18 protein-coding genes are annotated in these 23540 nt (G+C 71.3%); 12 read left to right on the top strand and 6 right to left on the bottom strand.

The window, feature by feature from the left end:
- Positions 1-396: 396 nt before the first annotated feature.
- The 8 genes from ACFYY1_RS33870 to ACFYY1_RS33835 all read left to right on the top strand — a co-directional run bounded on the left by ACFYY1_RS33870 (position 397) and on the right by ACFYY1_RS33835 (position 9391).
- Positions 397-1263 carry an amino acid ABC transporter permease gene (locus ACFYY1_RS33870; RefSeq protein WP_388592335.1) on the top strand — a complete coding sequence of 289 codons (867 nt, stop codon included), beginning with the start codon at positions 397-399 and terminating at the stop codon, positions 1261-1263.
- Positions 1260-3104: an FAD/NAD(P)-binding protein gene (locus ACFYY1_RS33865; RefSeq protein ID WP_388592334.1), complete on the top strand. Its 1845-nt coding sequence runs from the start codon at positions 1260-1262 to the stop codon at positions 3102-3104. The genes ACFYY1_RS33870 and ACFYY1_RS33865 overlap by 4 nt, the downstream gene beginning before the upstream one ends.
- A 376-nt stretch (positions 3105-3480) precedes the next feature.
- Entirely contained in the window at positions 3481-4233 is a 753-nt protein-coding gene (locus ACFYY1_RS33860; RefSeq protein WP_388592433.1) for an amino acid ABC transporter ATP-binding protein, read from the top strand.
- Positions 4234-4360: 127 nt separating this feature from the next.
- Positions 4361-5428, top strand: a complete 1068-nt coding sequence (locus tag ACFYY1_RS33855; RefSeq protein WP_388592332.1) for an LLM class flavin-dependent oxidoreductase — start codon at positions 4361-4363, stop codon at positions 5426-5428.
- Between the two features lie 17 nt (positions 5429-5445).
- Entirely contained in the window at positions 5446-6726 is a 1281-nt protein-coding gene (locus tag ACFYY1_RS33850) for an NtaA/DmoA family FMN-dependent monooxygenase (protein ID WP_388592430.1), read from the top strand.
- A gap of 4 nt (positions 6727-6730) precedes the next feature.
- The gene (locus ACFYY1_RS33845) at positions 6731-7546 is read left to right on the top strand and encodes a DUF1684 domain-containing protein (RefSeq protein WP_388592330.1); all 816 of its coding nucleotides are present in this window, start codon (positions 6731-6733) and stop codon (positions 7544-7546) included.
- 253 nt (positions 7547-7799) lie between these two features.
- The gene (locus tag ACFYY1_RS33840) at positions 7800-8699 is read left to right on the top strand and encodes a S1 family peptidase (protein ID WP_388592328.1); all 900 of its coding nucleotides are present in this window, start codon (positions 7800-7802) and stop codon (positions 8697-8699) included.
- A gap of 212 nt (positions 8700-8911) precedes the next feature.
- Entirely contained in the window at positions 8912-9391 is a 480-nt protein-coding gene (locus ACFYY1_RS33835; protein WP_382926021.1) for a hypothetical protein, read from the top strand.
- 36 nt (positions 9392-9427) lie between these two features.
- Here the strand turns inward: ACFYY1_RS33835 and ACFYY1_RS33830 are convergent, their stop codons facing one another.
- Positions 9428-10354 (bottom strand): DUF4231 domain-containing protein, encoded by a 927-nt coding sequence (locus tag ACFYY1_RS33830; RefSeq protein WP_388592326.1) that lies wholly within the window; start codon positions 10352-10354, stop codon positions 9428-9430.
- A 226-nt stretch (positions 10355-10580) separates the two neighbouring features.
- Here ACFYY1_RS33830 and fxsA point away from each other — a divergent pair, with 226 nt between their 5' ends.
- From fxsA to fxsT, 4 genes are all read left to right on the top strand, one after another.
- Positions 10581-10748, top strand: a complete 168-nt coding sequence (gene fxsA, locus ACFYY1_RS33825; protein ID WP_356080839.1) for an FxSxx-COOH cyclophane-containing RiPP peptide — start codon at positions 10581-10583, stop codon at positions 10746-10748.
- Between the two features lie 67 nt (positions 10749-10815).
- On the top strand, positions 10816-13059 hold the full coding sequence (fxsBH, locus tag ACFYY1_RS33820; protein ID WP_388592323.1) for a radical SAM/SPASM protein FxsBH, inactivated beta-hydroxylase extension form: 2244 nt from the start codon (positions 10816-10818) through the stop codon (positions 13057-13059).
- Positions 13060-13263: 204 nt separating this feature from the next.
- Entirely contained in the window at positions 13264-14625 is a 1362-nt protein-coding gene (gene fsxC, locus ACFYY1_RS33815) for an FxsC protein (RefSeq protein WP_388592321.1), read from the top strand.
- Complete coding sequence (gene fxsT, locus ACFYY1_RS33810; RefSeq protein WP_388592320.1) at positions 14609-18541, top strand: FxSxx-COOH system tetratricopeptide repeat protein; 3933 nt, start codon at positions 14609-14611, stop codon at positions 18539-18541. The genes fsxC and fxsT overlap by 17 nt, the downstream gene beginning before the upstream one ends.
- A 54-nt stretch (positions 18542-18595) precedes the next feature.
- Here the strand turns inward: fxsT and ACFYY1_RS33805 are convergent, their stop codons facing one another.
- From ACFYY1_RS33805 to ACFYY1_RS33785, 5 genes are all read right to left on the bottom strand, one after another.
- On the bottom strand, positions 18596-19471 hold the full coding sequence (locus tag ACFYY1_RS33805; protein ID WP_388592318.1) for an alpha/beta fold hydrolase: 876 nt from the start codon (positions 19469-19471) through the stop codon (positions 18596-18598).
- A gap of 305 nt (positions 19472-19776) precedes the next feature.
- Positions 19777-20274 (bottom strand): phospholipase, encoded by a 498-nt coding sequence (locus ACFYY1_RS33800; RefSeq protein WP_388592317.1) that lies wholly within the window; start codon positions 20272-20274, stop codon positions 19777-19779.
- 113 nt (positions 20275-20387) lie between these two features.
- Positions 20388-20900, bottom strand: coding sequence for a hypothetical protein (locus ACFYY1_RS33795; RefSeq protein ID WP_388592315.1), 513 nt, complete (start codon positions 20898-20900; stop codon positions 20388-20390).
- A gap of 112 nt (positions 20901-21012) precedes the next feature.
- Positions 21013-22257, bottom strand: a complete 1245-nt coding sequence (locus ACFYY1_RS33790) for a VWA-like domain-containing protein (RefSeq protein WP_388592314.1) — start codon at positions 22255-22257, stop codon at positions 21013-21015.
- Positions 22254-23528 carry an AAA family ATPase gene (locus ACFYY1_RS33785; RefSeq protein WP_388592312.1) on the bottom strand — a complete coding sequence of 425 codons (1275 nt, stop codon included), beginning with the start codon at positions 23526-23528 and terminating at the stop codon, positions 22254-22256. The genes ACFYY1_RS33790 and ACFYY1_RS33785 overlap by 4 nt, the downstream gene beginning before the upstream one ends.
- Positions 23529-23540: the final 12 nt, after the last annotated feature.

Here is a 23540-nt window from a genome sequence, read left to right as displayed (position 1 = left end):
CGGGCCCGGGGAAGGACGGCGGAGCGAGGGGAGGGAAGAACGGTGTTGTGTACGGCAGGACACGCGGGGAAATGAGCTCAGGCGCCGCACACGGCGCCGGGCAGGACACGCGGGAACGCAGGGGGTCGGCTCAACAGGAGGAGGACCACACGCGACCGAAGTCGATGTGGGAGCGCTTGACCAGCCACTGCTGCGAATGCATGGCCCCAGTGGAACAGGCATCCGGTGGTCCGTCAACCGAGCCCCGGCGCACGGCTCACAGTGTGGACGAGCTTGACAACGCGCGGCGGGCAGCGCTTATCTCGGAGGCGGACCGGCGCTGAGGGGCCCGGTCCGCGTTGTGTTCGCGCTCAAGGCACGCCCCGTGTTCGATCTCTGCATCCACGGAGCCTTCGCATGCCCGCGCAGACAGACACCGTCCCTCCCTCTCCCGCCGCACCGCTCACGAAGAGCGACGCACCCGACCGGCTGCGGATCGTCCCGGTACGCCGAACCGGCCAGTGGGCGGCGACCGTTGCCGTCCTGGCTCTGCTCGCCCCGGTGCTGTACTCCGTCGCCCGCAACGACGCCTTCCAGTGGGATGTCGTCGCCGACTACTTCACCACCACCGCGGTGCTGCGCGGCCTCGGCCTCACCCTCTGGCTCACGGCACTGGTCATGGTGCTCGGCTTCGCCCTCGGCACCCTGCTGGCCGTCCTCCGGCTCTCCGCCAACCGAGTTCTCCAGGCGGTCGGTTGGGGGTACGTCTGGCTGTTCAGGTCCACCCCGATCCTGGTCCAGCTGCTGTTCTGGTTCAACATCGGCGCGCTGTACCCGGAGATCCTCGGCATCCGCACCGTGAACCTTCTCGGCCCGGTCGCGGTCGCCGTCATCGGGCTCACCCTGCACGAGGCCGCGTACGCCGCCGAAGTCGTCCGCGGCGGCATCCTCTCCGTCGAACGCGGACAGATCGAGGCCGCCCAGTCGCTCGGCCTCGGACCCTGGCGCCGGTTCCACCGCATCGTCCTCCCGCAGGCGATGCGCTCCATCGTCCCGCCCGCCGGGAACATGCTGATCGGCACCCTCAAGGGCACCTCGATCGTCAGCATCATCGCCGTACAGGACCTGCTGTACTCCGTGCAGCTCGTGTACCACCGCACCTACCAGGTCATCCCGCTGCTGCTGGTCGCCACCATCTGGTACGCCGTGGTCACCTCGCTGCTCGGCATCGGCCAGCACCACGTCGAGCGGCACTACGCGCGCGGCACGGCGGGTGCCCGGTGAGCGGGACACCGACGCTCGTCGTCATAGGCGCCGGACCGCGCGGCACCGGCCTGATCGAGCGCATCGCCGCCAACGTCCCCGCCCTGTACGGGGACCGCCCGCTGACCCTTCACCTCGTCGACCCGTACCCGCCCGGCGGCGGACGGATCTGGCGGCACGACCAGTCGCCGCTGCTCTGGATGAACTCCATGGCCGAGGACGTCACGATGTTCACCGACGACACCGTCCAGCAGGAGGGGCCGGTCCGTCCCGGCCCCGCGCTGCACACCTGGGCGGCGGACGTCAGGGACGGGCGCGCGGCACTTCCGGAGGGGGCGGACATCGAGCCCGGACTCCTCGACGAGATCAAGGCGTTGGAGGGCCCCGACTTCCCGAGCAGACGGCTGCAGAGCGTCTATCTGCGCTGGGTGTACGAACAGGCCGTGGCCGCCCTCCCGGAAGGTGTCACCGTCCACTGGCACCGGGGCGCCGCCCTGCGGGTCACCGGGCCGCGCGAAGGCCGCCAGCGGGTCTGGCTGGAGGGGCGCGGCGCACCGCTGCTCGCCGACGCCGTCGTCGTCACCATCGGCCACCTGGACGCCGAACCGGAGCCGGAGCAGGCCGAGTTGGCCGACTTCGCGGACCGGCACGGGCTCGTCCACCTGCCGCCGGACTTCACCGCCGACACCGACCTGAGCCAGGTGCTTGCCGGCGAGCCGGTCATCGTACGGGGCTTCGGGCTCGCCTTCGTCGACCTGATGGTGCTGCTCACCGAGGGCCGCGGCGGACGGTACGAGGACGGCGAGTACGTGCCTTCCGGCCAAGAGCCCCTGCTCCACATCGGATCGCGCCGGGGCGTCCCGTACCACTCCAAGATCGGCTACGCCTGGGAGGGCGAACGGCCGCCGCTGCCGCGCTTCCTCGGCCCGGAGCTGACCGAGGCGCTGCTGAAGGCGGACCGGCCGGTCGACTTCCGGCGCGACGTGTGGCCACATGTCGACAAAGAGCTCGGCTACGCCCACTACCACCGGCTCTTCCACGCCCACCCCGAGCGCACCACCGGCGACTGGGCCGGCTTCGAGGCGCGGTACGCCGCCGCCGACCCGGCAGGACCCGAACTGGCCGCCCTCGTCGCCGCCGCCGTCCCCGACCCGGACGACCGGCTCGACCTCGAAGCGCTCGACCACCCCCTGGAAGGGGTGCGCCACCCCTCGTTCGACGCGCTCCAGGAGGAGCTGCGCGACTACATCACCGCCGACCTGGAACGTCGCCACGACCCCGGCCGCAGCCCGGACCTCGCGGTCTTCCTCGGACTGCTGTCCGTCTACGGGCAGTTGATCCGGCTCGGCGACATCGGCGGCTGGTGGCACGGCTTCTTCAGCCATCTCGCCTCCGGGCCGCCCGGACCCCGGCTGCACCAGCTCCTCGCGCTCTCCCGGGCCGGTGTCGTCCGCTTCCTCGGCGCCCGGATGACCGTCGAGGCCGACGAGCGACGGGGCCTGTTCCTGGCGGGCAGCGCCACCGTGCCGGGACAGCGGATAGCCGCCCGCACCCTGGTCGAGGCCAGGCTGCCCGCCCCCACCCTGGAACGCACCCGCAGCCCGCTGCTCCAGGACCTGCACGAGGACGGGGCCGCCGCCACCGCCACCGGGCTGCTCCCGGTGGCCCCCGACGACGGCCGGATCCTGGGCCGCGACGGCCGGCCGCACCCGCGCCGCTTCGCGCTCGGCCCGTTCACCACCGCCCGCGCGGGCGGGGCGTTCACCCGGCCGCGCACCGGCGGTCCGGCCTTCCGACAGAACGACGCCACCGCCCGCACGGCGCTCGCCCTCCTGAGGGACCTCGCCCGCGGCGACGGCTGACCGCCGCTCCCCCAGAACGGCACGGCCCGCTCCCGGGAGGGCGCACGGCCCGCCACCCCGCCCTCGTACACCGCAGCCCAAGGACCCTCATGGCCCTCATCAGCGATCCACGCATCGACAAGGCGACAGGACCACAGGTCGCCCCGCCCGCCGACGACGGCCACGACGCGCTCACCGTCGTACCCCTGCGCCACCCCCGGCCGTGGACGCCGGCCGGCCGGAGGCGGCCGCAACGGCGGGGCCGTGCCCCTGCTGATGGTCGCGACGGTCCGGTACGTCCTCCTGACCACCGTGCTCTCCGTCCTCCAGCACCACGTCGAACGTCACTACGCCAAGGGGCCACGCGATGAGCACCACCACCGGATCCACCGACGCCATGGTCGAGATCCGCTCCGTCCACAAGAGCTTCGGCAGCCTCGAAGTGCTGCGCGGCATCGACCTGTCCGTACGCGCGGGAGAGGTCACCGTCGTCCTCGGCCCGTCCGGCTCCGGCAAGTCCACACTGCTGCGCACCATCAACCACCTGGAGAAGGTCGACCACGGCTGGATCAGCGTCGACGGCACCCCGGTCGGCTACCGAAGGGCCGGCGACAAGCTGTACGAGCTGCGCGAGCGCGAGGTGCTGCGCCGGCGCACCCGGATCGGCTTCGTCTTCCAGAACTTCCATCTCTTCCCGCACCTGACCGTGCTGGAGAACATCACCGAGGCCCCGGTCGCCGCCCTCGGCCGCCCGAAGAAGGAGGCCGTGGCCGCCGCGGAGAAGCTGCTCGACCGGGTCGGGCTCGCCGAGAAGGCGGACGCCTACCCCGAGCAGCTCTCCGGGGGACAGCAGCAGCGGGTCGCCATCGCCCGAGCGCTGGCGCTCGAACCGAAACTGCTGCTCTTCGACGAGCCGACCTCGGCGCTCGACCCCGAGCTGGTCGGCGAAGTCCTCGACGTCATCAAGGACCTGGCGCTCCAGGGCACCACCATGATCGTCGTCACGCACGAGATCGGCTTCGCCCGCGAGGTCGCCGACACCGTCGTCTTCATGGACGAGGGCCGGATCGTCGAGCAGGGCGCCCCCGGCGACGTACTCGACCGTCCGAAGCACGGCCGCACCCGCGCCTTCTTGTCCAAGGTCCTGTGATCCCACCCATGTCCGTACCGAGGAGCGCCCCCGAGCCCGGCCCGCCCGAGCCCTGGAGCCGAGCCCGGGGCCGAGCCCCTCGCGGCCCCGGCAGAACACCCGAGAGAGCTCTGGAGAGGTACCACCCATGTCTTCGACCACCCCCCTTCACCTGGCCGCCGAGATCGGCGGCCCGCCACGCTACGACCCCGGGCACTACACCGGCCTCGCCCGGCTCGCCGAGCACGGCGCCCTGGACTTCGTCACGCTCGGCGACTCCTTCGCCCGGCCCGGCCCCGACGCGCTCGCCGTGCTCTCCCGGGTCGCGCCCGCCACCGGCCGGATCGGCCTGGTGCCCACCGTCACCACCACCCACACCGAGCCGTTCCACGTGTCGTCCGCCGTGGCCACCCTGGACTGGGTGAGCCGCGGCCGGGCGGGCTGGCAGGCCGATGTGTCGACGACCGGGGCCGAGGCCCGGTTGTTCGGAAGGCGTCCGGCGGCGCCCGCCGACGAGTTGTGGCGCGAGGCCGGTGACAGCGCCGAGGTGGGCGCCCGGCTGTGGGACAGCTGGGAGGACGACGCCGAGATCAGGGACGTCGCCACCGGCCGCTTCATCGACCGGGACAAGCTGCACTACATCGACTTCGAGGGCGCCTCGTTCTCCGTCCGGGGGCCGGCGATCGTGCCCCGGCCCCCGCAGGGCCGCCCGGTCGTCGTCATCGACGGGACGAGCGGCCCGGCCCGGGAGACCGCCGCCCGCCACGCGGACGTCGTCCTGGTCCGGGCCACCACCCCCGAGCAGGCCGCCGGAGCCCGCACCGATCTGCGCCGGCGCGCGGCGGCGTACGGACGCGACCCCGGCACGCTCCGGGTCCTGGTCGCGCTCACGGTCGACCTCGGCGACGCCGAGACCGCCCCGGAACCGGGACTGGCGAGCGGACCACCGCTCGCCGCGGGCGGCTCGTACTACCGGGGCGGCCCGGTCGACCTCGCCGAACTGATCACCCGATGGCACCGCGGCGGCGCGGCGGACGGTTTCCACCTCACCCCCATCACCCCCGGGCGCGACCTCGAACGGATCGTCAACGGCACCGTGGCGCTGCTCCAGCACCGCAGCCTGTTCCGCACCTTCTACCCCGGCGGCACCCTGCGCGAGCACCTGGGGCTGGCCCGCCCCGCCAACCGGTACGCCCTCGAAGGAGGACGGGCATGAGCACCACGACGAGGCAGATGCATCTCGCCGCCCACTTCCCGGGCGTCAACAACACCACCGTCTGGGCGGACCCCCGCTCGAAGAGCCAGATCGACTTCTCCTCCTTCGAGCACCTCGCCCGCACCGCGGAGCGCGGCAGGTTCGACTTCTTCTTCCTCGCCGAGGGGCTGCGGCTGCGCGAGCACAACGGCCGCATCCACGACCTGGACGTGGTCGGCCGCCCCGAGTCCCTCGCCGTGCTGGCCGCGCTGGCCGCCGTCACCGACCGGCTCGGTCTCGCCGCCACCGTCAACGCCACCTTCAACGAGCCGTACGAACTGGCCCGCCGCCTGGCCACCCTCGACCACCTCAGCGAGGGCCGGGCCGCCTGGAACGTCGTCACCTCCTTCGACGCCTTCACCGGGGAGAACTTCCGGCGCGGCGGCTACCTGGACCGGGCCGACCGGTACACCAGGGCCGCCGAGTTCGTCGTCACCGCCCGCGAACTGTGGGACAGCTGGACCCCCGACGGCACCCCGCGCCCCTTCACGCACCAGGGGCAGCACTTCGCCATCGAGGGCGAGTTCACCGTCCCGCGCTCCCCGCAGGGCCATCCGGTCGTCATCCAGGCCGGTGACTCCCCGGACGGCCGCGAGTTCGCCGCGTCCACCGCCGACATCGTCTTCACCCGGCACGGCACCCTGGAGTCCGGGCGCGCGTTCTACGCCGACGTCAAGGCGCGGCTGGCGAAGTACGGCCGGGAACCCGACGAGCTGAAGATCATGCCCGGGGTCACCTTCGTACTCGGCGACAGCGACGCCGAGGCCCAGGAGCGGGCGGCCGAGATCCGTCTCCAGCAGATCTCCCCGCAGAACGCGCTGCTGGCCCTGGAACAGATCTGGGGCCGCGACCTGTCCTCCTACGACCCCGACGGGCCGCTGCCCGACATCGATCCGGACCCCGGATCCTCGCTGGTCCAGGGCCGGGTCAGGCAGAGCGACCCCCTCGCCGTCGCGGCGCGCTGGCGGGCGCTGTCGAAGGAGAAGGGGCTGTCCATCCGGCAGACCGTCATCGAGACGACCGGCCGGCAGTCCTTCATCGGCAGCCCGCGGACGGTCGCGGAGCAGCTCACCGCGTTCGTCGCCGCCGACGCCGCCGACGGGTTCATCCTCGTACCGCACCTCACCCCCGGCGGCCTGGACGACTTCGTCGACCGGGTGGTCCCGCTCCTCCAGGAGCGCGGAGTGTTCCGCTCCGAATACACCGGTCCCACGCTGCGGTCACACCTCGGGCTCGCCGAGCCGGTGTGGAAGGGTTGACCGCATGAGCACGGACGCACAACAGCCGCACGGATCCGAGCAGGCGGCACAGGACTGGAAGCGCTGGCACGAGGAGCGCACCGCCATGGTCGCCGGCCCCTACGGACCGCTCTCCCTCACCGGCACCCACTGGCTCGCCGACCACCCGGAGGGCCGCATCCCCGAGGTACCCGGGCAGTGGCGGGAGGACGGCGACGAGCTGGTGCTCAGCGCCTCCGGCCCGGACGGGCTGACCGTGGACGGCGAGCCCTTCACCGGCCAGGTCCGTCTCACCGCCGACCGCGGACCGATCGACGGGTCCCGCGTCGCGCACGGCGGGCGGCGCCTGGTCGTGCTGAGCCGCGAAGGGCTCTGGGCGGTACGGGACTTCGACCCGGACTCCCCGGCGCGGCGCGCCTTCCGGGCCATCGAGGCCACCCCGTACGACCCCCGCTGGGTGCTCCCGGGCACCTTCCGCCCGTACGACAGCACCCGCACCGTCCGGGTCGAGAACGCCGACGGGGTCGAGCGCGGTCTCGGGCTCGCCGGCGAGATCGCCTTCGAGCTCGACGGTACGGAGCACACGCTGCACGTCGCGGTCGAGCCGGACGGCTCGCTCTGGGCGGTGTTCGCCGATGCCACCAGCGGGAACAGCAGCTACCGCTTCCGGTTCCTGCGGCCCGCGGCACCGGCCGGGGACGGCAGCGTGACGGTCGACCTCAACCGCGCGCTGCTGCCGCCGTGCGCCTTCGCGGACCACTTCATCTGCCCCTTCCCGCCCCCGGGCAACACCCTGTCCGTCGCCGTCGAGGCGGGGGAGCGCAACCGCGTCGACAACTGACGTCCAGTCACATCTTTTCGGGACGGCGGCCCCGGCAGCCCGTGTGCTGCCGGGGCCGCTCCCGTGCGGTGCGACAAGTTCAGGCCAGAGGGCCCTCTTGCGCCACAAGTTGACGCCTTGAATACTCCCGAGCAGCGCTTGTCAGGAACACGGCATGCCCGCATCGCGGTGCACGGCCGTGCACCCGACTGCGCCTCACGGGTCCGACCACCCCACAGGCGGACCCCCGACTTCCCCTCGGGAGGAATGAAAAGTGAGGATCAAGCGCACCACCCCCCTCAGCGGCACCGTCAGACGGACCAGGGCCGTCGCCATCGCCGCGGGCCTCGTCGCCGTCGCCGCCCTCGCCGTTCCCAGCGCCCAGGCCGACACCAACACCACCTTCAGCGCCGCGCAGCTCTCCGCCGCGAGCGACGCCGTGCTCGGCGCCGACGTGGCGGGCACGGCGTGGAACGTCGACCCGGTGAGCAAGAAGCTCGTGGTCACCGTCGACCGCACGGTCTCGAAGGCCGAAATCGAACAGATCAAGCAGTCCGCCGGGGTCAACGCCGGCGCCCTGAAGATCGAGCGCACCACCGGGAAGTTCAGCAAGCTGCTCTCCGGCGGCGACGCGATCTACGCCCCCGGCTGGCGCTGCTCCCTCGGCTTCAACGTCCGCAGCGGCAGCACCTACTACTTCCTGACCGCCGGTCACTGCACCGACGGCAACCCGCCCTGGTACACCAACTCGTCGAACTCGACCAGCATCGGCCCGACGGTCGGCTCCAGCTTCCCGACCAACGACTACGGCCTGGTCCGGTACGACAACACCGCGGTCGCCCACGCGGGCACCGTCGGCAGCGTCGACATCACCAGTGCGGCCAACGCCACGGTCGGTATGTCCGTCACCCGCCGCGGCTCCACCACCGGCATCCACAGCGGTTCCGTCACGGGCCTCAACGCCACCGTCAACTACGGCGGCGGCGACATCGTCTACGGCATGATCAAGACCAACGTCTGTGCGGAGCCCGGCGACTCCGGCGGCCCGCTCTACTCCGGTTCCAAGGCGATCGGTCTCACCTCCGGCGGCAGCGGCAACTGCTCCTCCGGCGGCACCACGTACTTCCAGCCGGTCACCGAGGCGCTCAGCGCGTACGGGGTCAGCGTCTACTGACACCCCGGCACACCCCCCGACCGGCCCTCGAACAAGCGGCCGACCGCGAAGGAGCCCCTGCCCGAATCCCGGGCGGGGGCTCCCGCGCACCCCGCGGCTTTTGAGAGGATGTGGGGCAGGCCGGTCACGCAGGAGCAACGGGGGCGGAGCTGTGTCGACCGGAGGGGACGACCTCCGGGCCCCCGGCAGACACCTCAGGGGGTTCCAGGTCCGTGAAACGCATCGGAGTGACCGGTCATCGCACCATTCCGCAGGAGGCCCATGCCCATGTGCTCGCGGGGTTACGGGCGGCGCTCCGCGGCCACGAGGGCGCCCTGGAGGCCCTCTCCAGCCTGGCGGTGGGGGCGGACCAGCTCTTCGCCGACCTCGCCCTGGCCCGCGGCGCCGACCTGACGGTGGTGATCCCGAGCGGCGACTACGAGTCCTGCTTCGAGGACGCGGCCGAACTCGCCCGCTACCGGGCCCTCAAGGACCGCGCGGTGCGGGAGGTCCGGCTCGACTACCCGCACTCCACCGACGAGGCGTACTACGCGGCGGGCGCGTACATCGCCGACCACTGCGACCGGCTGCTCGCGGTCTGGGACGGCAGGCCGGCCCGCGGCCTCGGCGGCACCGGCGACATCGTGACGTACGCCCGCAGCCTGGGCCGCCCGGTCACGGTGATCTGGCGCGAGGGCGTGGAGCGCGGCTGACGGCGGACGCGGCCGCCCGGCATCACTGACTCCACGTCACATCTGGTGCCGGGCAAGCCAGTCGGTGTGCTGCGGGGAGACGATGCGCTCGGTCTCGAAGACGGCGCCCGGCCACTGGCGCTCGGTCAGTGTGGTCTCCATCGCCACCTGCATCGCCTCAAGGTCCTGCTCCACCAGGGAGTGGGCCGAGATCAGCGGGTGGTGGCGGCGCATCTCGCTCCAGGCCAGACAGGCGGCCGCCGCCGCCGACAGCGCCCCCGTCAGGGCGAAGGACTGGGTGACGGAGAACGTCCGCAGCAGGGCGAACACCAGGGCGAGCGCGGTCAGCGCGGCGATGGTGGTCGACCAGACCAGGGTGGCCCGCCGGGACACCTCCTGGCGCCTGCGGTACCAACTTCTCTGCTCGATGAGGCGGTCACGCACGTACGTCTCCTTGCGTACGGTGAACGCTTTGTCCCGTAACTCGCGCATCGATTCGGTGATCAGCCCGCCCGAATCGGCCGTCAGGTCGCGCGGATCGGCCCACCCCACTTTGCGCAGCTCCTGAAGGCCCTCTTCGAGGCGGTTCGCGAACACCGCCTCCGGGTGCTGGGTGCCGGTGTCGAAAGGTGATCCATGCACCGAGTAACGCCAGCACATCGACTTGATGAACTCTGCCGCCGAGCGGTTTAGTTGCCAATGCGACTTTGCTTTGCGCCGGGCGGAGAGGTACGTCGTGATCAGGACACCCAGGTAGGCCAACACGCCTGCGGCATCGACGAGTTGAAACGTGTCACCCAGCTCGGCGTGCCAGGGGACGGCGGCCGGCAGCGCCCCTGTGACCAGGAGTATCAGTTGAATGCGGGTGGTGTTCACCGCCTCCCGCTGCCTCGCGATGGCTATCTGGTCGGTGTGGTGGAAGAGCGCCGGCAGATCGGCGTTCCTGAAGACCATGCTCTGGAGCGGCCCGGGAAGCGCCGTCATGTTCACTCCCGTCTGCGGTTATGTAGTCGCCCGAATGGCGGAATCAGTGGTTCCGTTCGATTCGGGACGGCCCTGTGTGACGCTCTGGTTCCAAGTGGCCGTCCTCAGTTGCCAACCGAGGCCATGAGAGTAAAGTCGTGCCGCCGGACACTGCAATGGTGCAGATACTGTTGCTGCATTCCTGTCCGGAACCATTCCATCGGAACAAATCCCCTCAAGGACAGCCGTGAACACCTCAGAATCCTCCCTCTCCTTCGCCGTTGCGAAGAAGAACCGTGTGCCGCTCGCCCAGATCGATGTCCGCGGCACTGCCGCTGCCCGGAAGCTCGGCCGCGTGCACGCCGTGTCGGCCGGTCGCCCCACCCAGGCGTCGACCTTCAACTCGGCGCTCTGAAACAACCCGCCCAACACCTCGTGAACCGAAGCTCCGACCACCCCTTCGGGCTGGCTAGACTGGTGGAATGACAGGACCCCTGGTCCCTTTCCGCGAAGTCGTTCTCAAGGTTCACAGCAGGTGCGATCTTGCTTGTGACCATTGCTATGTCTATGAACATGCAGATCAGAGCTGGCGAACCCGGCCCAGGACAATCTCTGATGATGTCATTTTCCGGACTGCTCAACGCTTGGCCGAGCATGCCAAGGCACATGCACTGCCCTCCGTGTCAGTGATCCTGCACGGAGGGGAGCCTCTACTGGCGGGGCCCGCCCGACTGCGGCGAGTCTGCGAAGTGCTCACCTCCGCCTTCGACGGCGTCGCGGAACTCGACCTGCGCATCCACACCAACGGACTCCAGCTCAGTCCGCGGTATCTCGACCTCTTCGACGAGTTCGATGTCAGGGTCGGCATCTCCCTCGACGGCGACCGGGCCGCCAACGACCGGCACCGTCGCTACGCGGACGGGCGCAGCAGCCACCCCCTGGTCCTCAAGGCCGTGGAACTGCTCCGGCAGGAGCGCTACCGCCACCTCGATCTCGGGCTCCTGTGCACCGTGGACATCGAGAACGACCCGATCGCGGTCCTCGACGCGCTCACCGAGCTCGATCCGCCGCTCATCGACTTCCTGCTCCCACACGCCACCTGGGACGATCCGCCGCCCCGTCCGGACGGCTCGCCCACCGCCTACGCCGAATGGCTCCTCGCGGTCTTCGACCGCTGGCAGGAGCAGGGGCGGCCGGTGCCGGTGCGGCTCTTCTCCTCGGTGCTGTCCACGCTCAGCGGTGGCCCCAGCCTCACCGAGTCCCTGGGGCTCGCCCCGACCGACCTGGTCGTCGTCGAGACCGACGGCCAGCTGGAGCAGGTCGACTCGCTCAAGAGCGCCTACGAGGGCGCCGCGGCCACCGGTTTCGACGTCTTCACCCACACCTTGGACGAGGTGGCGGCCCACCCCGGGGTGCGGGCCCGTCAGCTCGGGCTGGCCGGGGTCAGCGAGACCTGCCGCCGCTGTCCCGTCGTGCGCTCGTGCGGCGGCGGTCTCTACACCCACCGGTACCGCTCCACCGGGCCGTCCGGCGAGTTCGACAACCCGTCCGTGTACTGCGAGGACCTGGCCGCCCTGGTGCGCGGCATCGAGGCGCGCACGGCGGCGTCCCTCGTCGCGCCCGAGGTGAGCGACCCGGTCGAGCTGGCCGCCTCCCAGCGGGAGCTCACCCGGATGCTGCTGGCCCGGCTGAACGCCGACGTCGAGGAGCACGGCGACGAGCGATGGGGCCGGGCCTGGGAGCTGGCCGCCGCCGTCGAGGCCGGTGAGGAGGGGGCCCGCGGCCTGGACGAGGTGCTGGCCCACCCGTACACCCGCACCTGGCTGCTCCGTGCCCTGGAGGCGCTCCACGAACGGCCGGGCGCGATGGAGCACGCGCTGCGGCTGTCCTCCCGTCTCGCGGCCGCCGCCGTACGGGCCGGCCTCGACATCCCCGTGGACGTGGGCTACGAGGACGGCAGGCTGGTCCTGCCGGGGCTCGGCGAGTTGCGGATCGGGGGAGCGGGGGAGCGCGGTACGGCGCTGGTGCGCGCCGTCGAGGACGGCTTCCTGGTCCGGCGGGACGAGGGCGACCCGGCCGAGCGGCGGGTGGTGCTGTCGGCGGCCGGTCCCGGCTGGCGGCCGGTGCGCCGGCTCTCGGTGCCGGGCGCCTCCTCCGGCCCGGTGCTCGATCTGGTGATCGACGACCTCGACCCGTACCGCGACTGCTTCGCCGCGCCGGCTTCGGCCGCGCTCGACGACCGGGCCGCCGCGGAGCTGGTGGCCAGGATCGGCGAGGCCTGGGCGCTGATCGGGGCGAAGGCGCCGCTGCGGGCCGCGGAGATGGCGGGGCGCCTCACCACCCTCACACCGCTCACCGGTCTCGCCGCGGCCGAACCCGCCGTGGGGCGGCACGGCTACGGGGCGCTGGGCATCGCCGTGGACGGCAGCGCCGAGGAGTTGGCGCTCGCGCTGCTGCGCGGATCGCGGCGAGCCGAATTGCAGGCGCTGGCCGATGTCACGGATCTTTACGCGGCGGACGGCGCCTGGGAACATCGGATTCCCTGGCAGGAAGAACCAGTTCCGTTTTCCCGGTTGCTGGCCGAGACCTATGAACGGATGGCGTTGGGCGCATTCGAGCCACGCTGTCTGGAGGGCGTACCACAGGCCCTCGACACGCTGGAAGGTGCCGCCGAGCTCACCGTCAGCGGAAAGCGGCTGCTGGATCTGATGCGAAAAGAGATCTGAGGGTCGAATTCCGGTTCGGTCGGAGAGCCGGTGCACACGGGACAACTGGGAGGAACAGCCGCAGACCGAATTCGATCAAGGAAATGTTCGGTGAAACCCGGGAACGTATGACTGAAAACCGGCGTTGAATGACCGAACGCCATGGGGGTGGAGCAACGTCCGCTCCGGAATGATGAATTCGCTCGCATTCACTTCAGTCCCCGGATGCGGGTGCTCACACAGGACGGGGGTCGTGTGCACGCAACAACGCAGCAGCGAGCGGCGGACCATCGGCCGTACTTCTTCTTGAGTTATGCCCATACACCGGGCTACGGCCGTGGAACCGACCCGGATATGTGGGTCGAACGCCTCTTCAAGGATCTCTGTGACCATGTACTGGCCATGACGGATCTTCCCGCGGGCGCGCCCGCGGGATTCATCGACCGCGAGATACGCTCCGGCGAGGGCTGGTCGGAACGGCTCGGTGAGGTGCTCGCCACCTGCCGGGTGTTCGTTCCGCTGTTCTCGCCGCGCTACTTCGCGAGCGAGATGTGCGGCAAGGAGTGGTACGCCTTCGCTCAGCGAGCCATCCATCATCGGGCCCGCTCCAACCAGCGGGCCGAGGCGATCGTCCCGGCCCTCTGGGTACCGGTCCCCCCGAGCCAACTCCCCGGCCCCGCCGAGAGATTACAGTTCAACCACCGCGATTTCGGAGACCGTTACGTCAGTGACGGACTCTACGGACTGATCAAACTCCGGCTCTTCGCCGAGGAGTACGAGCGCGCGGTGTACGAGCTCGCCAAGCGCATCGTCAACGTCGCCGACACCATAAGGATCGGCACCGGCCGTCCCGTCGACTACCGCCTGGCGCCCAGCGCCTTCGGCCCGCCCAACAGCTCGGTGGGCGGCCCCCGTCCGATGCAGGTCACCATAGCCGCGGCCACCCGGCACGACCTGCCCGCCGGACGCAGTGCCGACTACTACGGAGACAGTCCGCAGGACTGGAACCCCTACCACCCGGCCGCCGCCCGGCCACTGGCCTACGTCGCCGAGGACCTGGTCCGGTCCCTCAACTACCAGGCGATCATCTCCTCCTTCGACGAGGAGACCGGGCACGGCGAGGGCAAGCAGCCGCCCAGCAGGCCGGAGATCCTGCTCGTCGACCGCTGGGCCCTGCAGGACGAGGACCGGTGCCGGCGGCTCGCCGCCTTCGACGCCGAGAACCGCCCCTGGGTGACGATGATCGTGCCGTGGAACCGGGAGGACCACGAGAGCATGGCGGCCGAGGCCGAACTGACCGAGAAGCTCGAACAGACCATGCCGACCAAGATGCGCCAGGGGCGGGCCTACTGCCGGGCCGCCGCCAAGGGCGTCCCCAGCATGGAGGCCTTCGGGCAGATCCTGCCGCAGGTCGTCGAGGTGGCGGCCCAGCAGTACCTGAGACACGCGGCGGTGTACCCACCCGCCACCGGAGGCGGACACACCGAACGGACACGGTTGATGGGGCCGATGGCGCAGACGAACTACATCCCCGAGACACACGACCCTGCGACGGATGCGGAGGACACGGATGACGGCCAGTCGTGACGGGCGCATCGTCACCTTCTACTCGTACAAGGGCGGCACCGGCCGCACCATGGCCCTGGCCAACACCGCATGGATACTCGCCGCCAACGGGAAGCGGGTACTGGCCGTCGACTGGGACCTGGAGGCACCCGGGCTCCACCGGTTCTTCCACCCGTTCCTCGACCCGTCCACACTCGGTGCCACCACCGGCGTCATCGACCTGATCACCGAGTACGCGTGGGCCGCGACCAGCCCCGTCCAGCGCGCCGACGACTGGCACCGCGACTACGCCCGGATCCAGCCGCACGCCGTCTCCCTGACCCCCGAGGCGCTCGGCTGGGAGTTCCCGCAGGGCGGCACGCTCGACTTCGTCTCCGCGGGACGGCAGAACCGCGAGTACTCCGCGACCGTCTCCACCTTCGACTGGGACAACTTCTACGACCGGCTCGGCGGCGGCCACTTCTTCGACGCCCTGCGCGACGACATGAAGGCCAACTACGACTACGTCCTCATCGACAGCCGGACCGGCCTCAGCGACATCGCCGACATCTGCACCGTCCACCTCCCCGACGTCCTCGTCGACTGCTTCACGCTCAGCGACCAGTCCATCGACGGCGCCGCCTCCGTCGCCCGGCAGATCTCCGAGCGCTACACCGGCCGCCCCATCTCCATCTTCCCCGTCCCGATGCGCATCGACGAGGGCGAGAAGGAGAAGGCGGATGCCGGACGGGCGCTGGCCCGGCTGAAGTTCGACCGGCTGCCGCGCGACCTGTCCGGGGACGAACTCACCGCCTACTGGGGCGCGGTGGAGATTCCGTACCGCCCCTACTACGCCTACGAGGAGACCCTCGCCACCTTCGGCGACGAGGCCGGTCTCACCAACTCCCTGCTCTCCGCCTTCGAGCGGCTCACCTCCGTCATCACCGACCAGCAGATCACCTCGATGCCACCGGTCGGCGAAGAGGTGCGGCTGCGCATCCGGGACGCGTTCACCCGGCGCCGGCCCGCGCTGCCGGCCGATCTCTTCCTCAGCTACGTGGCGGAGAACCGGATGTGGGCCGACTGGATCGAGTCCGTGCTCACCCGGGCCGGGTTCCGCGTCGTGCCGCGCGACGTGTCCGCCCAGCGGGAGAACATGGAACAGGCACCCGCCGAGAGCGCCGCCCGCACCGTGGTGCTCCTCTCCAGCGCCTACCTCAAGTCCCAGCGCGCGGTGGACCTCTGGGACCGGGCCGTCGCGGAGGACCCCGGCGGCGGCCGGCGCCATCTGCTGCCGCTCAGGGTCGGTGACGTACGGCTCTCCGCGCCCTACATCGACCGCAACCCCGTCGACCTCTTCCGGCTCGACGAGGTGCACGCCACCGCCGCACTGCTGCGCGCCCTGGACCGGCCCGTACAGCTCACCGACGCGGTGTCGCCCGGACCGCGCTTCCCGGGCACCGTCCCCAGGATCTGGAACGCCCCGCCGCGCAACCCCGGCTTCACCGGCCGCTCGCTGGTCCTGGAACGGATGCGCGACCAGCTCGGCGGCGGCATGGCCGTGGTGCTGCCGCAGCCGCAGACCCTGTACGGGCTCGGCGGCGTCGGCAAGACCCAGGTCGCCCTGGAGTACGTGCACCGCTTCATGGCCGACTACGACCTGGTCTGGTGGATATCTTCCGAGCAGACCGACGACGTGGTGGCCGCGCTCGCCGAGCTCGCGGTCCGGCTCGGCGCCCAGGGCGGCGACGACATGGCGGCCGCCTCCCAGGAGGCCGTGGACCTGCTGCGCCGGGGTGTGCCCTCGGACCGCTGGCTGCTGGTCTTCGACAACGCCGACGACCCCGAACGGCTCCGCCGCTACTTCCCGCAGGGCGGCTCGGGCCACATCCTGGTCACCTCGCGCAACCAGGCATGGTCCCAGCACGGCGACGCGCTGCCGGTCGACGTCTTCCTGCGCGAGGAGTCCATCGAGCACCTCCAGCGCCGGGCCCCGGGGCTGACCGACGAGGACGCCGCCCAGGTGGCCACCGCCGTCGGCGACCTGCCGCTGGCCGTGGAGCAGGCGGCGGCCTGGATCGCGGAGACCGCCACCCCGATCGACACCTATCTCGAACAGCTGGCCCAGCAGGCGCCCGAGGTCCTGGCGCTCAATCAGCCGGCCGGTTACCCGGAGCCGGTCGCCGCGACCTGGAACATCTCCATCCAGCGGCTCAAGGAGCGCTCGCCCGCCGCGGTCCGGCTGCTCCAGCTCTGCGCCTTCTTCGCACCCGAGCCCATCTCGGGGAACCTCCTCTACAGCAAGGAGATGATCGAGGCGCTGAAGCCGTACGACGCCTCGCTCCAGGAGAAGCTGGTGCTGGGCCGGGTCATCCGGGAGATCGGCCGGTTCGCCCTCGCCAAGGTCGACCAGGTCTCCAACTCCATCCAGGTGCACCGGCTCGTCCAGGCCGTCATCCGGGCGCAGCTCACCGAGGAGGAGCAGCAGGACGCCCGGCACGCCGTCCACCGCATCCTGGCGGGCGCCCGGCCCGATGACGACGAGCCGATCGACAACCCCTCGACCTGGCCGCAGTTCGCCACCATCTGGCCGCACCTCGGCCCGTCCGACGCGCGCAACTGCAAGGAGCCCGAGGCCCGCAGGCTCCTGATCGACCGGGTCCGCTACCTCTGGAAGCGCGGTGACTTCCGGACCGCGACGACGGTCTGCGAGGAGCTGCGCGAGATCTGGCGCCAGACGCTGGGGGAGCGGGACATCCAGTACCTCTACCTCTGCTTCCACCTCTCCAACATCTACCGCTCGCGCGGCCGTTACGTGGAGGCCAGGGAACTCGACGAGATCACCCTGGCGACACAGCGCGAGGTCCTGGGCCCGGAGCACCCGCACACGTACATGAGCACCAGCAGCCTGGCGACCGACCTCGGCACGCTCGGGGAGTACACCAGGGCGATCGAGCTGGCGACCGAGGCCACCGACGGGTTCAACCAGATCTTCCACGAGTCGCACCCGCGGACGCTGGCCGCGGCCAACAACCTGGCGTTCACCCTGCGGTCCATCGGCCAGTACGCCAAGGCCCGCGAGATCGACCAGGACGTCTTCGACCGGCGCGTCGAGGTGCTCGGCGCGGAGCATCCCTACAGCCTCTCCTCGGCCATGAACCTGGCCCGTGACCTGCGGGACGTCGGACGGTACGAGGACTCGGTCGGCATCCTCAGCCGTACGTACGACAGCTACAAGGCCACGCTCGGCCGGGCCTTCCCGGGCACGCTGAGCGCGGCGAAGAGCCTCGCGGTGTCGTTGCGCCGCGCGGGCAGACTGGAGGACGCCCGCAGACTCACGGTGGCCACCCGGTCCAGGTACCGGGCCAAGTACACCTCCGCCAACCCGGAGTCGCTGGCCTGCGACCTCAACATGGCGGCCGACCTGTTCGCGGCCGGCGAGCCGACCGAGGCCAGGGACACCGCGCAGGAGGTCGTCGACCAGTACATGAAGGTGCCGGGGGAGAAACACCCGTACACCCTGGCCGCGCTGAACAACCTCGGCGTCTACCAGTCGGGGACCGGCGCGTCCGAGGAGTCGGTGCGGGTGCTGACCCGGGTGCTCGCCACGATGCGGGAGGTGTACGGGCCGGAGCACCCCAACACCCTGTTCTGCGTGATGAACCTGGCGAACGCGACGGCGGAGCGGGGCGACCTCGACCTGGTGCTGGAGACCGAGGAGAAGGTGTCCGGGCAGCTCAGGAGGGTACTGGGGGCACATCACCCGGAGACCCTGGCCATGACGTCGAACATGGCGGTCACGCTCGACGCGATGGGGCGCAAGGACGAGGCGCTGCGGCTGCGGACCGAGACGGTCGAGGAGCTGGCCCGCCAACTCGGTGACGACCATCCGATGACCCGGATCGCCCGGGACGAGGACGACCGGTTCGAGCGCGAACTGGAACCGACGGCGGTTTGAGCCCCGGGAGCGTCCGGCCGTCGCCGGACGCTCCTGGACCGCCGGCCCCGTCCGTCATCCGGTGGGCGGCTCCAGCAGCCAGTTGAGGATCCTGGGCAGTGCGTGCAGCGCGTCGAAGTGCGCTGCCGCCGGTTCCACCACGACGGTGGAGTTCGGGATGCGTTCGGCCAGCCAGCGCGAGTGGCCCACCGGGGAGAACACATCCTTCTCGCCGTGCCAGAGCAGCACCGGACCGGGGATGTCCGCCGGGTCGAACCCCCACGGATTGCTGAACGCGAGCGCGTCGTCGATCCAGCCCCAGGCCGAAGTGCGCAGCCCCTCACGGTAGTTGCGCAGCAGCATGGTGCGGACCCCGGCGTCGTTGACCACCATCCGGTCGGAGTCGGTCAGCTCCTGGCGCAGTTCGTCGATGAGCTGGACCGGGTTCTTCCTGATCACCGCGGACCGGGAGATGAACGACTCCGCGAGCCCGTCCGGATCGGCCGTCGCCGTGGAGTACGCCAGCACGTTGGAGGCGGCCATCCCGTCGAACCAGTCGAGACCGTCGGCCTCCCGGGGGGCCAGCGTGACCAGTGCGGCGGTACGGGTCACCCGCTCGGGCATCAGCGCCGCGCAGGCCAGGGCGTGCGGGGCACCACCGGAGCGGCCCACCACGGCGAACCGTTCGAGCCCGAGATGGTCGGCGATGGCCCGTACGTCCTGAACGGCATCGGCGACACTGCGGCCCGGCAGCCGGTCGGACTCGCCGTAGCCCGGCCGGTCGTAGGTGATCAGCTGGGTCTTGCGCTGGTACAGGACCATGCCGCGCGGAGCCGGACCGAGCCTGCTGCCGGGCATCCCGTGCAGCAGGAAGACCGGTCTGCCGCGAGGATCCCCGAGTCGCTCCACCACCAGATGCCGCCCGTCGACCGCGCGCACCCGATTACGCACTTGGCGCCTCCTTGGAATGGTGCGGGCACCGCGTGCCCGTCTTTTTCCCGCCCGAATTCGATGATGGCTCATCAGAGCTCTTACCGGGTCCGGGAGTTGGAAACCCACGGAAGGGTGGTGGATGGTGCGTGAGGGGTGGGAACCAGCTGTTGTGGGCGGAGTCGAGTCCGCCGGCGGCGGACGCGGTCCGGATTCCGGTGAGTGTGCCGGTGGGCCCGGTGCTGAGCCTGCCGTACGGCAACGGGCCGGTCCGCATCGATCGAGGCGATGCGGACGAGCCCGCCGTTCGTGGGGCCGGGGCGATGTCAGGCGGCCCGGGTCAGTCCCTCGGTGCCCGTCTTCGCCGGTGCCACGCCGAAGATGTCCACGGCGTGGTAGTACGTCCATGCCGTGCTGTTGCACGCGGTGAGCTTCGCTCCGGAGTAGGCGGCGCATACGCGCTTGAGGTCCGAGTAGAACGCGGAGTCGATGCGTGACTTGTTGGCGTCGAAGGTGCCGGCCGCCTTGTAGTTGCGGTAGCCGAAGTCGTGGCGGGCGCAGGCGGTCTGGAAGGGGAAGCCGAACGGGTTGTCGGGCGAGCTGCTGCAGTAGTCCGTCGACCAGTCGAAGCCGTACGCGGACCAGGCGCCCTGGTTGTTGCGGGCCGAGTTCCAGGCGTTGTAGCTGGAGAGGCTCGTCTGGGTCCAGGAGCTGAGGACCTGGGGTTTGTCGGCAGGGGCGGCCGAGGCGGACGCGGCGGGGAGCAGGACGAGGGGGAGCGACAGAGCGGCCGTGGCGAGCGGGACGGTGAATCGGCGACGCATGAGCAACCTCCGCAGAATAAAAGGGAGTTGTGCTGAACGTGCTCCTCGTGGTCTCACGAGATCGCTCAGCATGATGCCATGCGTCCCCGACGCGTAGGGGGATGTCCGGTGGATCAGGGGGCCTTCGACTCCAGGTGGTAGGTCGTGTCGACCCAGAAGCCGTTCGTGGCGGCCGCCTTGATCTCCAGCACGTACTGACCGGGGGTCAGTGGTTCGAAGCCGCCCCAGATGCCCCAGGCGTAACGCTGGGTCAGCCCGGTCCGGAACGGTGCGGTGAACTCCTGCAAGGGCAGCGGGACGCTGTTGAGCGAGGCCGTGGCCTCCGTGGCGGTCATGCGCTGGGGAATCCTCGAGTACGAACGGGGGTGCTGCATGTTGAGGACGGGGAAGAAGACCGGCCGGTCCGAGGGGAGCGCGCAGCGCCGCACCACCCGCCCGCCGTAGGTGCCGGCCAGGAACCAGAGGTCGTCCGGCTGGTTCCAGGCGGCGTGCTCACCCGTCGTGTCCCTGACCGGGCTCCGGTCGTCGGGCGCGGACAGGGCCCACTGCCACCACCGGCCCGCGAGCGCCCCGCCCTCTTCGTTGCTCGGCTTCCACATACGCTCCGCCGGTCCTGCTCCGCTCATGGCGACTCTCCCACGTGCAGCCCCGGGCTACGGGGCCTGATTCGAACAAGCGGACAGTACCCGGGGTGGTGCACCGGGCCGGACGAAGGGGTGACGGCGAACGCCCGGAGCCCTACCGGGCCGCGGGCGCCGCCCCGATGACCACCGTGCGTGCCCACTCGGGCGGGGAACTCGGGACGTAGTACGGATCGTCCTCGTCCCGCAGCCGGGGGAACAGACCCACCACCGTCCGGCACGCCGGCCGCGTACTCGGCCAGGGGGTCTGGCCGTCCGTCAGGACCACGACGACATCGGGCCTCGGCTGCGTCCGCAGGGCCCTGGCGAAGCCTGTGCGCAGATCCGTACCGCCGCCGCCCACCAGCGGGATTCCCTCGGCACGGCACAACGGGTGCGCGATCCTGGCCGCCGCGTCGCACGGCAGGACGGTGATCAGGTCGCGACGGCCGCCGACCGCGCGGGAGATCGCGGCAACCTCCAGCAGCGCGCTGCCCAGTTCGGTGTCGCTGACCGACCCGGACGTGTCGATGACCACGCAGACCCGGGGCGGCCTGCGCCGCAGGCTCGGCAGCACCGCACCGGGCACACCGGCCGAGCGTCGCGAGGGGCGGCCGTACGTGTAGTCCTCGCCCGCGCCGGACCCGGAGACGGCCGAACGGACCGCCGCACCCAGCAGCTCCCGCCACGGCTGCGGCGGGTGGAACGCCTCCTCGGCCCACCGCCGCCACCCCTTCGAGGCGTTCCCCGGACGGCCGGTGATGCCCTGCGCCACCCGGAACCGGACCGCGTCCCGCTCCTGCTCGCTCAGGCCGTGCGCGCCGTCCGGCCCCAGGTCCCACTCCCGTTCCAGCCCATCGGCGCCACTGCCGCAGTCCAGCCAGGCCAGGTGCTCCGTGTACGGCCCGAGCCGGAACCGGGTCAGGTATTCCTCCATGAGCTGCCCCTCGGGGAGCCCCAGGGATTCCGGGGAGACGGCGCCCTCCGGCCGGACCAGCCCCTCGCCGAACACGTCGTCGTTGATCTCGCAGTCGGCGGCGATGTTCATCCGCAGCCGTTCGGCGGGACCGGTCAGCCCCTGCTGCCGTGCGACCCGGTCGCTGCGCCCGTGGTGGTCGCGCAGCAGGTGCGACACCTCGTGCACCCACACCCCGGCCAGTTCCTCCTCCGGGGTCCGGTCCACGAAGCCGGGCGAGACGTAGCACCGCCAGTGCCGGTCGACGGCCATCGTCGGTACCCGCCGCGACTCCACGACGCGCAGGGCGAACAGCGCCGTCGCCAGGTAGGGGCGGGCCCGGACGGCCTGCAGCCGGGCGGCGAAGAGCTTGTCGAGGTCCAGCGCCCCCGGCGCGTCGGGTGTCATCGGCCGGCCTTCGCCGCCGCGGCTGCCCGGTCCGCGGTCCGGGTCGCCGCCCGGTCCGCCCGTCGGGACAGGGACACCGCTCCGGCGAGCCGCTCGATCGATGCCGGGACGTCCCAGTCCACCCGGCGCAGCGAGGCCAGCGTGGTCGCCGGGACGACCACCACGTCCGGGGCACCGGTCTCCAGCGCCCGGACCAGGAGTGTCCATGCCGCGTCCCAGCGGGACTTCTCCGGACGATTGCGGACCGCCGCCACCACACCGTCCAGCACCGCCTGACGCAGATCCCCCCGCTCGGGCAGGACGGCACCCGCCGGGTCGGCGAGCAGCGTCTCGGGATCGGGCAGGTCCATCCGGTCCAGGCTCGCCAGCAGCTCCAGCCCCGGACCGTCTCCCACGGTCCCCCGGACCAGCAGCGAGAGCACGTCCCTGGAGGAGCCGGCCGCGGTCGCGAACGCGATCAGGCTCAACGTCATGTCCCAGCTGCGGGGCGACGGCCAGGGACCGCCCCGGCGCGTCTCGCCGCTGGGCAGCCGGTGCACGAGCGCCGGGCGGGCGGTGAGCAGCCCGCACACCGCGCGGCGGGCGAAGTCCACGGCCTCCGGCAGCCGTTCGGGGTCGAGCCGGGGCAGCGTCGCCCGGGGCCAGGTCCCGCCGAGGCCGCGCACCACCACCTCGTGGTCGTGGGTCCACTGGAGGTGCACGAACCGGTTGGCCAGCGGCGGGCTCAGCTCCCAGCCGTCGGCCGCCGAGGAACGCGGATTGGCCGCGGCCACGATCCGTACCCCGGGCGGCAGTTGCAGGGCACCGATCCGCCGCTCCAGCACGAGACGGAGCAGGGCGGCCTGCACGGCCGGCGGTGCGGTGGACAGCTCGTCCAGGAACAGCAGCCCCCGGCCGGCCCGGACCAGCCGTACCGCCCAGTCCGGCGGCGCCATCGGCACGCCCTGTTCGGCGGGATCGTCCCCCACGACGGGCAGCCCCGAGAAGTCGGACGGCTCGTGGACGCTGGCGATGACCGTGGTCAGCGGAAGATCCAGGGACACGGCGAGCTGGGTGAGCGCGGCGGTCTTGCCGATGCCGGGCTCGCCCCACAGGAGTACGGGCAGATCGGCGGCCACGGCCAGGGCCAGGGCCTCCAGCTGGATGTCGGGACGGGGTTCGGTGGTGGTGTCGCGCAGCAGGGCCGTCAGCTCGCCGGCGATGTCGAGCTGGGAGGCGTGGTCCTGGCCGGAGGGAGGGACGGACGTGACGGAAGGGGTGCGTGTGAGCATGTCTGAATCACC

Source organism: Streptomyces sp. NPDC001890 (assembly GCF_042891445.1).
Classification (GTDB): Bacteria; Actinomycetota; Actinomycetes; order Streptomycetales; family Streptomycetaceae; genus Streptomyces.
Note: the sequence above shows the minus strand (reverse complement) of the source record. Positions and strands in the feature narration are given on the sequence as shown.